The organism is Chitinophaga sp. (assembly GCF_036569185.1).
GTDB lineage: Bacteria > Bacteroidota > Bacteroidia > Chitinophagales > Chitinophagaceae > Chitinophaga.
Window position 1 is genome coordinate 48,211 of the sequence record NZ_DATCRD010000257.1, and the last position, 12,231, is coordinate 60,441.

General features: G+C 47.3%; 8 protein-coding genes. 5 read left to right on the forward strand and 3 right to left on the reverse strand.

Features of this window, described 5'->3' with window-relative positions; all coding sequences use genetic code 11:
* Nucleotides 1-18: 18 nt before the first annotated feature.
* The 3 genes from VIM72_RS19510 to VIM72_RS19520 all read right to left on the reverse strand — a co-directional run bounded on the left by VIM72_RS19510 (nucleotide 19) and on the right by VIM72_RS19520 (nucleotide 3,531).
* Nucleotides 19-693 carry a lysoplasmalogenase gene (locus VIM72_RS19510; RefSeq protein WP_332004495.1) on the reverse strand — a complete coding sequence of 225 codons (675 nt, stop codon included), beginning with the start codon at nucleotides 691-693 and terminating at the stop codon, nucleotides 19-21.
* A gap of 39 nt (nucleotides 694-732) precedes the next feature.
* A complete protein-coding gene (locus VIM72_RS19515; protein WP_332004496.1) occupies nucleotides 733-2,073 on the reverse strand; it encodes a sensor histidine kinase in 1,341 nt (446 codons plus the stop codon).
* Nucleotides 2,074-2,190: 117 nt separating this feature from the next.
* On the reverse strand, nucleotides 2,191-3,531 hold the full coding sequence (locus VIM72_RS19520) for a sigma-54 dependent transcriptional regulator (RefSeq protein ID WP_332004497.1): 1,341 nt from the start codon (nucleotides 3,529-3,531) through the stop codon (nucleotides 2,191-2,193).
* 225 nt (nucleotides 3,532-3,756) lie between these two features.
* Between VIM72_RS19520 and VIM72_RS19525 the strand changes: the two genes are divergently transcribed.
* The 5 genes from VIM72_RS19525 to VIM72_RS19545 form a co-directional block, all read left to right on the forward strand.
* Entirely contained in the window at nucleotides 3,757-5,004 is a 1,248-nt protein-coding gene (locus tag VIM72_RS19525) for an efflux RND transporter periplasmic adaptor subunit (RefSeq protein WP_332004498.1), read from the forward strand.
* 47 nt (nucleotides 5,005-5,051) lie between these two features.
* Nucleotides 5,052-5,741, forward strand: a complete 690-nt coding sequence (locus VIM72_RS19530; protein ID WP_325643687.1) for an ABC transporter ATP-binding protein — start codon at nucleotides 5,052-5,054, stop codon at nucleotides 5,739-5,741.
* A 30-nt stretch (nucleotides 5,742-5,771) separates the two neighbouring features.
* Nucleotides 5,772-8,177: an ABC transporter permease gene (locus tag VIM72_RS19535; RefSeq protein ID WP_332004499.1), complete on the forward strand. Its 2,406-nt coding sequence runs from the start codon at nucleotides 5,772-5,774 to the stop codon at nucleotides 8,175-8,177.
* Between the two features lie 2 nt (nucleotides 8,178-8,179).
* The gene (locus VIM72_RS19540; RefSeq protein ID WP_332004500.1) at nucleotides 8,180-10,534 is read left to right on the forward strand and encodes an ABC transporter permease; all 2,355 of its coding nucleotides are present in this window, start codon (nucleotides 8,180-8,182) and stop codon (nucleotides 10,532-10,534) included.
* Between the two features lie 3 nt (nucleotides 10,535-10,537).
* A partial coding sequence (locus tag VIM72_RS19545; protein WP_332004501.1) for an ABC transporter permease occupies nucleotides 10,538-12,231 on the forward strand: 1,694 nt, incomplete at its 3' end.

Genomic DNA, 12,231 nt, shown 5'->3' on the forward strand with positions numbered 1-12,231 from the left:
GTAAAGCAAAAATAAGCATTACCGGCTAATTTTTACCCGGAAGTACTCTGTACCGCCATACACCAGTCCCCATTGTGCAAATCCATAGGTGAGCATCACAAGGATATCGCCGGCAGGGAGCGGACGATAGAATTTGCCTGTTGCTATCAGTGCATCGGAGATCGTGAATAATATAGCGCCAATAAGCGAATACCAGCCGCTGGGTTGCCGGCTGAAATGAAAGGCATGCAGCACGCATTGTACGAGGAAGAAAAGCGTGATGGCGTATGCTATAACGGGTACAGCTAAACTACCCAGGTGAGGCAGCAGGAAGAGCAGGAACAGGATGATCACTGCTGCATTCAGCAATATGTATGGATACCTGCATAAAGGTACCGGCAAATTGCTGTACCGTATTTTCAGGAAGAAGATACAGTACATGACCTGCGCTATAAAGAAACTGCCGAGCCCGGGCAAAAACAGGTGATCGAACAATAACAGGTCATCTCCAAGGGAAGAAAAAAATAAGGCAAGCAATAGAAAAATGCGGAAGGAGCGTGGCATTTTTATGTTGGTATACAACGTGTACACAGCCAGCAGTATCATCAGCAGCGGCTTGGTTGCATACCGGTATTCTTCTTTTCCAAAGGCAATCAGCAGAATATCAGCCAGTAGTACAAGGAAATAAACAATAAGGTGTTTAGGGCGCAACATGCGGAACGGGAATTGTACCGTTAATTTACAATTTTTCTCCTAAGTATTCAACAGGATATAGAACGTAGTGCCGTTACCGTTAATACCCGGGCTTATCACTTTCAGCTGTCCGCCGTGCATTTGTATGATCTGTTGCGACAGGCTTAAACCAATACCTGATCCTTTCTTTTTAGTAGTGAAGAAAGGGATGAATATTTTGTTCATGGCATCGGCATCAATACCAGGGCCATTGTCGGTAATTTCAATACAGATCTGCTGAACGTTATTCAGATACAGTTTCATACTGATGGCTGCCCCGGGCGTTTGTTCCAATGCATCCATCGCATTTTTAACCAGGTTGATCAGCACCATCTGCAACTGCGATATATCTGCATGGATTTCCATGTTCTCGGCATCTGTTTCTACGGAAAAGCGGATGCCCGCCTGTTTCATATCTGCCTGGAAAAGGCTGCTGACAGAGTTTACCAGCGATCTTACGTTAACGTTGGTAAACTGGGGTTGAGGAAGTGTGGTATAGTCGCGGTAAGCATTTACAAAGTTCATGATTCCCTTGCTGCGGCTTTCTACTGTTTGCAGCGCTTCGCGCAGATCAGAAATGCCTTCCTGGTGTTGTGCGCCGGGAGCAATGTCGAGGTCCACAATTTCCTGCATGGTGCCAATCAGCGATACAATAGGCGTCACGGAATTCATGATCTCATGCCGCAATATTTTGGTGAGGTTCTGCCATGCTTCCAGTTCTTTTTTCTGCAGCTCGGAATGGATGTTCTGAATGGAAATGAGTTTGATGAGCCTGCCTTGCAAACGTACGGTGGCAGCGTGTATAGACAGTTGTTGTTCCTGCCTTGTGGCATACAGTGTTTTGTTTCCGGAAGGCAGTTCCATCAGTAATTCAGCCAGGCCGGGATGAACTGTTTTCAGCTCATGGATATTGCGCAGCCGGTAGATGCCCATCAGCCGGAAAGCCGCCGGGTTAATGAGCTCTATTTTACCTTCTGTATCAAACGACAATACGCCGATACTGATGTGCTGCACGATAGTATCTATATATTTCAGGTTCGCTTCTTTTTCCGCCCTGGTTTGCCGGAAGGCTTCCAGTACTTCATTGAACTGGTGGTTCAGCATACTGAAACTTTTACCAAGTTTATTATCGGCGCTGAAGCGGATGGAAAAATCTTCGTAGCGTATGGATTCCAGGAACAGCGTGAGTTTCCGGTTAATCCGGTTCAGGTAATGATAGATGCCATACAGCTGTATTAATATCAGCGGGGTAAGCAGGAAAGTGAGGGGCTGCATGTTGTGCATATACAACCAGATGGCTGCTGTGAGGGTAGCTGCCAGCAGGATGACCCGTAAGCTGATATTAATGCTGAAGCGATTCATGGTTTTAAGAGCTTAAAGCAGAAAGCGCAAAGCAAAAAGCTATTGTTTTGGAAAAATAAAAGTGTATCGTTAAACATATTATGCGGGAGCTTTTTGCTTTATCCCTTCTGCTTTCTGCTAAATATTATATTTTTCCAGTCGCCTGTAAAGTGCGGCCCTGCTGAGCCCCAGTTCCTTGGCAGCTTCTGTGATGTTACCGTTACATTTTTTCATGGCCTGTGAAATGATGTTGCGCTCCATTTCTTCCAGGTTATAACCGGTATCCATTGCCTGGTCGGCATTGTTGTTATTTTTAACAAACACATCTTTGGGCTGGAGGGTTTTTCCCTGCGACAGGATCACGGCTCTTTCCAGGGCATGTTGCAGTTCACGGATATTACCGGGCCAGTCGTACCGCTGCAGTTGTGTGATAAGTGATTCATGCATGCTGTTTACCGGGCGTTTGTATTTATCGCGGTACAGTTGCAGGAAATGTTCTGCCAGCGGGATGATATCTTCCACCCGTTCCCGCAGCGGTGGTAGTTGTATTTCGATGGTATTGATACGATAGAGCAGATCCTGCCTGAACAGGTGTTGCGCCGCCATATGTGAAATGTTGCGGTTGGTGGCGCAGATCAGTCTAACGTCAATGGGTATACTTTTATTGGAACCCACTTTTGTAACAGACCTGTTTTGCAGTACGGTAAGCAGTTTCGCCTGGAAAGGGATGGAGATATTCCCGATCTCATCCAGGAAAATAGTGCCGCCGTTGGCTTCTTCGAAGCGGCCGGCACGGTCTTCACGGGCGTCGGTGAAGGCGCCTTTTACATGGCCAAACAGCTCACTTTCAAACAGTGTTTCACTGATAGCGCCAAGGTCAACGCTAACAAAGGGTTTATTGCTGCGGTTCGATTGCGCGTGTATCTGCCGGGCAAGCATATCTTTACCTGTACCGTTTTCACCGAGGATAAGGATATTGGCATCTGTGGCAGCCACCCGGGATACGGTATCAAATACCGTGAGCATACCGGGGCTTTTACCGATTACCTGGTTGCCGGGATGATGCACGGCGGCAGGTGGTTTATCCTGCTGGGCGGCACGTTTGTTATAGGCATTCTGGATGGTGGCCAGGAGCTTTTCGTTTTCCCAGGGTTTGAGCACAAAATCAACGGCGCCGGCCTTGATGGCCCTGACGGCCATTTCCACATCGCCATAGGCAGTAAATAAAACAACCGCCGTTTCCGGTTTTATATCCAGGATACGGTCCAGCCATTCAAAGCCTTCTTTGCCGCTGCTCAGATCGCGCGTAAAGTTCATATCCAGCAGGATCACATCGTAGTCGAAGTTGGATACGAGATAAGGTATTTTCTGCGGATTCTTCTCAAAATCAACCTGTTCGAAATGTCTTTTGAGTAACAGGCGGGCAGCACGTAAAACATCCACATCATCATCAACAATTAAAATCTTTCCTGGTTGCATGGTAGTCATATGCGAATGGTGAATAGGTGACAATATTAAACAAAGATTCTTTCAAACCCACAGCTAATTTCAGGAACTTTTAAAAGTGTCCGATTCTGGACACCGCTTGTCCGGCAAAGGACGTTTTTTTTAAGCGTTTTTCGTGGAAAGCGTTGCTGGTAAGGCGTTTTCAGCTTTGGCATGTGGATTGACTTTCTCCGGGCAGCAAACTTTTCGCTAAAAAACATGGACAGAAAATTAGAAAAGAAGTTTTGGAATAAAAAGCGCATCCTGATGATAGGTGGTGGCGCCGCAGTAGCAATGCTGCTGCTGTATACCCTGCTTTTTGCGGATCACCGGGCCACCCTCAATGTAGAAAAGGACAAGATCACTATCTCTACAGTAAAGAAAGGAACCTTTGATGTATACATTGCCGTTACCGCGGTGGTGATGCCCCTGAAAACCATCCGCCTGGATGCTATTGAAGGAGGATATGTGAGCAGGAAATACCTGGAAGGCGGTAACATGGTAAAACAAGGAGATTCCATTCTGCGGCTGGATAACCAGCATATGATGATGGATTTCGTAAATCATGAAACGGAGATCTACCGCTTACGTAACGAGCTGCAGAATACCCGCCTGAGCATTCGCCAGCAGGAATTTACCATGCAGCAGACTATCTCGGACATTGATGCCAAAATAGAAGCTGCGCAGGATCTGTACGACCGGAACAAGCAACTGGTGGAAGAAAAGATCGTGGCCCGGCAGGAGTTTAACAAAAACAAGTTTGAACTGGAAGGGCTCCTGCGTCAGAAAGAGATCCAGCTTCAATCTCAGAAATACCAGCAGGACAATGCCAAAATGCAGATTACCCAGCTGGAGGGCACCCTGGCCAGAACCCAGCGCAACCTTGACCTGATGCGGGAGAACCTGAACAGCCTCATTGTACGCGCTCCGGTATCCGGGCAGCTTTCTTCCATTGATGTGGAAGTAGGATCCAGCATTACCGCCGGGCAGAATATTGGCCAGATCGATGACCTGAACGGGTTTAAATTACGCGCTGATATCGATGAGCATTACGTTTCCCAGGTGTTTGCAGGGCTGAAAGCCACCTTTGAATTTGATGGTAAATCCTACGATATGGTGGTTACCAAGGTATACCCGGAAATAAAAAGCGGCCGTTTCCAGGCTGATATGAACTTTGAAAAGGATACGCCGGAAGGTATCCGCCGTGGGCAATCATCCCCCATCCGTCTGGTATTGGGGAAGTCGGCCGAAGCGATCCTTTTGCCACTCGGCGGCTTTTTCTCCGACACCGGTGGCAATTGGGTATATGTAGTGGATAAAAGCGGCAACCGTGCAGTAAAACGGAATATTTCGCTGGGCCGCAAAAATCCGCTATATTTTGAAGTACTGGAAGGCCTGCAGCCGGGCGACCAGGTAATTACTTCCTCTTATGAGAATTTCGGTAATAAAGACGTTTTATCTTTTTAGTATTCATCCATTTTTTTATAAACTAGTATTTAAAATAACAAACACTTATGATACGCACTGTTAACTTACAGAAGCTGTTTACAACAGAAGAGGTGGAAACCACAGCCCTCAACGGTATTAACATGGAAGTGCAGGATGGGGAATTTGTAGCGATCATGGGCCCCTCCGGTTGCGGCAAATCTACTTTGCTGAACATATTGGGGCTGCTGGATAACCCCAGCGATGGCGAGTACCACTTCTGGGATAAGGAAGTAGCGCGTATGAGTGAAAGACAAAGAGCCCAGCTCCGCAAAGGTTCTATCGGGTTTGTATTCCAGAGCTTTAACCTCATTGATGAGTTAACAGTGTTTGAGAATGTAGAGTTGCCCCTGCTATACCTGAAAGTACCTGCCGCTGAAAGAAAGGGAAAGGTAGAAGAAGTGCTGGAACGCATGAACATCATGCATCGCCGCAACCACTTCCCGCAGCAGCTGTCTGGTGGTCAGCAGCAAAGGGTGGCCATTGCCCGCGCCGTAGTAGCCAAACCTAACCTGATCCTGGCGGATGAGCCCACGGGTAACCTGGATTCGACCAACGGGGAAGAGGTAATGAAACTGCTGCAGGAACTGAACAATGCCGGTACTACACTGATCATGGTAACGCACTCCCCGTACGATGCCGGGTTTGCCCACCGTATCATCAACCTGTTCGACGGGCGCGTAGTAACTGAGAATATCAAGGAACAGTTTCATGTGTGATTTTTTCCGCCATTCTAAAACCACATCATAATGTTCCGGAATTATTTCAAAATTGCTGTCCGCCATTTACAGCGTCATAAGTTGATTACCGTCATCAATATTTCAGGGCTTGCCGTAGGTATGGCCTGTTGTATACTGATTGCGTTGTATGTGCGTGATGAGCTGAGTTTTGACAGGTTCCACCATAATGCGGATAATATTTACCGTGTTACCACTCAATCCATACGCCAGGCAGGCAATGCCGAGTATGGCGCTGCTACCCAGTTTCCCGTTGGCCCCAACCTCAAAAAAGATATCAGCAGCATCAAAGAAGCTGTGCGTATCTGCGCGCCGGGAAGCACGCTTTACACTGTTGGGGATAAAAAGATCTGGGAAGAGAATACCGGTTTCGTTGACGAAGCGTTTTTCCGGGTTTTTAATTTCCCTTTGCTGGAAGGAAATCCTGCTACTGTTTTAAAAGAACCTTATTCCATTGTACTTACTGAATCTGCTGCAAAAAAATATTTTGGAGATGCATCACCTGTCGGAAAGCTGATAAAAGTAGGCAACAGCTACAGTTGTACAGTAACCGGCGTGGCGAAAGATCTTCCCGCCAATACAGATCTTCGTATGACGATGCTGATATCGTTTTCCACCATGCTCAAAGAGGCATTGAAAGGAGGCAGCGATATGGAAGCCCAGTGGTTTATGTTCAGCAATAATGTTACTTACGTACAGCTGAACGATCATACAGACCCCGCTAAACTCACTAAAGATCTGCAAACATTTGTTACCACCCATATCGGTGGCATACTAAAGCGGCATAATATACAGTTCGCGCTGGAGCTGCAGCCCATCAGGAATGTGCATCTCCATCCCGAGGGCGACAAGGGCCTTGATAATTCCCCGCTCATCTGGCTGTATATTGCCATTGCTGTTTTCCTGGTCCTGATTGCCTGTATCAATTTTATGAACCTTACTACGGCAAGGGCCCATGAAAGAGCAAAGGAAGTAGGATTGCGGAAAGTGCTGGGCGCAGAAAGAAAAAGCCTTATCCTGCAGTTCCTTACGGAATCGCTGGTGATCAGCGTTATCTCTTTCCTGCTGGCTATTTTGCTGGTGGGTTTGGTGATGCCGTTGTTTAATACTATTACAGGTAAAGAACTGTTATTGCTTTCTGCTGCAGATAGTTTTTTATATGGAGGTTTATTATTGCTGGTATTGGTGGTTGGTCTTATTGCCGGCAGTTACCCTGCGCTTTATTTATCCGGCCTCATACCTGTGCGGGTATTAAAAGGCAGTTTTGTTACTTCGGGCTCGCGTGTGTTCATCCGCCGGGGCCTGGTAGTAGCGCAGTTTGCAGTAGCAGTGGCGCTGATCATTTCCACTGTTGTGGTATTTTCCCAGCTCCGTTACTGGCAAACAAAGAATCTTGGGTTTGATAAAGAACATCTTGTAAATGTATACCTGTCTGGCGTAGACGGTACTAAAACAGCATTGTTAAAGGCTGCTTTCTTAAACCAGTCGGGTGTACAGCAAGCTTCGGCCCATAATTTTTTAATGGGTAGCGGCGTTTTTAACAACAACCCTGTAGTACGTGAGGGGCAGGATGATAAGGACGGTTTTGTAGCAGGGATTATCCAGTCTGATTTCGACCTGCTTAAAACGACCGGTATTAAGCTGGTGGCAGGCCGCGATTTTAACCCGGCGTTGTCAACCGATTCTTCCGATGCCTTTATCATTAACCAGGCTGCTGCAAAGCAACTGGGCTATAAGGATGATGCCGTAGGGAAAAGGATTGAGTGGAGGCCCGGATATATGAGCAGGCACGGGACTATCGTAGGCGTAGTGGAGGATTTTAATCTCCGCTCCCTGCAATCACCGGTAGATCCCATTATTTACCTGGTAAGGCAGGAAGAAGTAGCTATCATCACCCTGCGGCTGGCAGCCGGTGATCAGAAGGCCATCATGAAGCGTGTGGAATCGGCCTGGAATAGTATTATTCCTGATGTGCCGTTTAACTTCACTTTTGTGGAAGATGATATCCAGGCGCGGTATGTTTCAGAACGTACACTAGGAAAGTTATTTGGTATTTTCTCCGGCCTTGCCATCTTTATAGCCTGTATGGGCCTGCTGGGATTGTCTATGCTCATTTCCCGGCAGCGTACAAAAGAAATAGGTATCCGTAAAGTATTGGGTGCTTCTATTGCCAACATTTCACTGTTGTTATCGAAAGATTTTCTCAAACTGGTTTTGATAGGAATCTGCATTGCTTCTCCCATAGCCTGGTACGGCATGGAAAAATGGCTGCAGCATTTTGCATTCAGGATACATATCGAGTGGTGGGTGTTTGCGCTCACCGCCGTAATTGTAGTGCTGATTGCATGGGGAACAGTCAGTTTTCAGTCGGTAAGATCGGCATTAATGAACCCGGTTAAATCACTTAGATCTGAATAAACATGATTAAGAACTATTTCCGCATTGCCTGGAGGAATCTGAAAAGAAGCCGGTTCTTCGCTGCTGTCAATATTGCCGGCCTGGCGTTTGGAATGGCTGTATGCATGTTTATCCTTTGCTGGGTACTGGATGAATACAGTGTTGATAAATTTCATTCAAACGGTAAGAATATTTACCGCTTACAGGTGAATGTTGACTGGGGGGGCGTGCGCACACTGACAACCACGCCGGTTGTATTGGCGGATGATCTGAAAAATAATTTCCCGGAGATAACTGCAAATGTGAAAGTCCGTATCACTAATTCCAACAGGCTGTTTAAAACCGGGCAGCAATCACAGCTGGAGAGCAACTACATTTTTGCTACTTCCAACCTGCTGGAAGAAATGGACTTCCCGGTGGTGGCAGGAGATAAGCATACTGCGCTTGTACAGCCCAACTCCATTGTACTGACTGAATCATTCGCAAAAAAATATTATGGTACCACTGATCTTGTCGGAAAGATCATTAATATGGAAAATAAAGCGCTGCAGGTAACCGCTGTTGTAAAAGATGCACCTGCTGCGTCTTCCATCCGGTTCGACTTTATACTTCCTTTTGCCCTAACCCTGCAGGAAGATGCCTGGCTGATGAAGCCCGGCAGTTACAGCATATATAATTATATGGTGGTAAAACCCGGTACAGATATTTCCCGCCTCACTGCAAAAGTGCAGCAACAGTATGCTACACTTAATCCTGGTAGTAAGAACGAAGTATGGTTGCAACCCTTCCGTGATATCTACCTGCATGAAAAATATGAAAACGGAAAAGTAGCTGGTGGAAGAATAGAGTATGTGCGACTGTTCTTTATTACCGCCCTGATTGTACTGGCCATCGCCTGTATCAATTTCATGAACCTTTCCACGGCACAGGCTTCCAGGAGAGCCCGCGAAGTGGGCGTGCGTAAATCAATGGGTGCTTCAAGGGCCTCACTGATGCTGCAGTTTACCGGGGAAGCGATCCTGATGTGCGCTATAGCAGCGGTTACCGCAGCAGTAGCGGTATATCTGCTGATGCCGGTATTCAATAATTTTACAGGCAAGCATATCACGTTTACACTGCCGGTTACCGGTAAATACCTGCTGCTACTGTTGGGAGTGATTATTGTGACGGGCCTGCTGGCAGGCAGTTACCCGGCCTTTGTGTTATCCCGTTTCCTGCCGGTGAAAGTATTGAAAGGAGATCTGAGCAGTGGAGGAGGTACATCATTGTTCCGCAAGAATCTGGTGGTGCTGCAGTTTGTACTTTCTTTCATTTTTATTACAGGCAGCGTGGTGATCTATAACCAGATGCAATATATCTACCACCGTAACCTGGGAGTGGATAAGGAGAATATGATGTACATATCGCTGGATGAAGGCTTTGCTGCCAACCAGGATGCAATTGAACAATCGCTGGCGCAGCTGCCGCAGGTGAAATCATTTACCTACAACAGCTTCCTGCCATTGTCGATTGGCGGTGTGAGCGCCGATCTGAGCTGGGAAGGGAAGCCGGACAAACTGGTGGTGAATACAGCGCCACAGCAGGTGGGGTATGATTATGTTGCCACCATGGGAATGACGATGAAAGAAGGCCGCGATTTTTCACGTGACTTTGCTTCAGACTCAGGCGCCTATATTATCAATGAAACAGCAGCCCGTGTAATGGGTATGAGCCACCCGTTAGGAAAACAGATCAGCTTCTGGAATGGGAAAGGCACTATCATCGGCGTAGTAAAGGACTTCCATTTTGCATCCATGAGAGAAAATATTTCACCATTGGTGATGATGCTGGTACCACGGCAAAACAGTTATATGATGCTGCGGCTGTCGAAAGGAGATGTGCCCGCCCAGGTGGCTGCAGTGGAGAAAGTATTTGCGCGGCTGAATCCCGGTTATCCAATGGACTATCATTTTCTTGATGAAACTTTCGACAGTATGTACAGGTCGGAAACGATGCTGCGCAAACTGGCGCAGGTATTCGCGGTGGTAGCGGTGCTCATTTCCTGCCTGGGCCTGTTCGGATTATCCGTTTTCACTGCCGAGCAACGTAAAAAGGAAATCGGCATCAGGAAAATCCTGGGAGCATCTGTACTGAATGTTACCAGCCTGTTGTCCAAAGAATTTCTGACCCTGGTGCTTACCGGCATCTTACTGGCTACTCCTGTCAGCTGGTATATGATGAATAACTGGTTGTCGGGGTTTGCCTATCATACTGATTTATCTGCCTGGATCTTTATCATTGCCGGTATACTGGCAATAGCAATAGCCCTGGCAACAGTGAGTTTCCAGTCGGTGAAAGCTGCCCTGGCCAATCCTGTAAATTCTTTAAAAGCGGAATAGTATATGCTTAAGCGTTATATCGTCATAACATTCAGAAATCTGCAGCGGCAAAGGTTATTTACCTTTATCAATATTGCCGGGCTGGCGGTGAGCATGTCGGTATGCCTGATCGTACTGATATCTGTACGTGAAAATTTAAGCTATGACAATTTCCACCCGGCTGCTTCGCGCACATGGCGCATTACTACGCATGCGCAAACGCCTGATGGGAGAAAGTACCATATGGCAAGCGTTCCTTTGCCCATGGGACCAGCATTAAAAAGTAATTATGCAGCGGTGGAAAATGAAGCTACTTTATATGGGGCTTTAAACGGGGAAGGAAAAACAGATAAGAAGAAGATTAATATCAACGGCGCATTTGCTACGCCTTCTTTTTTCGAGGTATTCGGGTTTAAGCTGGAGGCGGGCAATCCCCGTACGGCTTTGGTTACTCCCAACAGCATTGTACTCACCAAAGCAACAGCGGAGCGCTTTTTCGGTACCAACGATCCAATAGGGAAGGTGATCCGGTTCGACCGGTTCGGCAGCTTTATCGTTAGCGGGGTAATGGCGCCGGCTCCTTCAAAATCGCATATCGACTTTGATGCGTTTGCCGCCATGTCGTCTGTACCCTCGCTGGAGGAAAGCAAGGTACTGCCTGATAAGCTGAATAACTGGGATGTGGTGCAGAGCAGTTACACCTATGTAGTGTTGCGCAAAGGTGAAAAGCTATCGGTGCTGGAAGCTGCCCTGCAGGACCAGGCGCACCGGTACGACGGGCTTGTTCAGAAAGGACAGGGCAGTATGGCCTTTGAGCCACAGGCGTTGGGCAAAATCACACCGTCACGGGAATTGGTAGATGATATCGGCAGTGGCCCGCCCTGGGGTAAAGTATTCGCAGAAATAGGCGTAGCCCTGGGCCTTATCATCTGCGCTTGTTTTAACTATACCAACTTATCTATTGTACGTTCTTTACAACGCGCCAAAGAGGTAGGTGTGCGGAAAGTAAACGGCGCCCAGCGCTGGCAGATATTCCTGCAGTTTATAGTAGAATCTGTGATCATGTGCATTCTGGCGCTGATCATGGCTATCCTGCTGCTGATGTTGATGCAGGCCACTCATTTCTCGGGGTTGCCGGTGCCGGATAATAACCTGCTGGATCTCCATCTGCTAACGTTATTCCTTGTGTTCAGCGTTATCATTGGGATAGTGGCGGGTGCGATCCCCGCCTGGGCCCTGTCGTCCTTCCAACCGGCAAAAGTATTGAAAGACCTGATCGATATTAAACTATTTGGCGGGCTGGGACTAAGAAAATCCCTTATCGTGATCCAGTTCTCACTGTCGCTCACCGCTATTATTTTCCTGGTAACCGTTTACCGGCAGTTTCACTACAAGGCTATTAAGGATATGGGCTTTTACCGCAAGGATGTACTGAATGTTCCTTTGGCGGATGTGGATTTCCAGCGGATGAAAGAGCGGATGATGCAACTGAAAGAGGTGGAAACAGCCACCGCCAGCTCAGGAACACTGGGAATGCCCAGGCATTGCAGCTTCTGTGTGATCCGTACCGGTGAAAGCAAAGACAGGATGGAATTCGGTTATTACGCCGGGGATGCCGACTTTATTAAAGCCATGCACCTGAAACTGCTGGCAGGAAGCACTTTCCCCGAATCTGCATCTCCGGAAAAAGAACAATATATTATTGTGAATGAAAAGGC

Coding starts and splice junctions, on each gene's coding strand:
- VIM72_RS19510 (WP_332004495.1), bottom strand. CDS start 693: ATGTTGCGCCCTAAACACCTTATTGTTTATTTCCTTGTACTACTGGCT.
- VIM72_RS19515 (WP_332004496.1), bottom strand. CDS start 2,073: ATGAATCGCTTCAGCATTAATATCAGCTTACGGGTCATCCTGCTGGCA.
- VIM72_RS19520 (WP_332004497.1), bottom strand. CDS start 3,531: ATGCAACCAGGAAAGATTTTAATTGTTGATGATGATGTGGATGTTTTA.
- VIM72_RS19540 (WP_332004500.1), top strand. CDS start 8,180: ATGATTAAGAACTATTTCCGCATTGCCTGGAGGAATCTGAAAAGAAGC.
- VIM72_RS19525 (WP_332004498.1), top strand. CDS start 3,757: ATGGACAGAAAATTAGAAAAGAAGTTTTGGAATAAAAAGCGCATCCTG.
- VIM72_RS19530 (WP_325643687.1), top strand. CDS start 5,052: ATGATACGCACTGTTAACTTACAGAAGCTGTTTACAACAGAAGAGGTG.
- VIM72_RS19535 (WP_332004499.1), top strand. CDS start 5,772: ATGTTCCGGAATTATTTCAAAATTGCTGTCCGCCATTTACAGCGTCAT.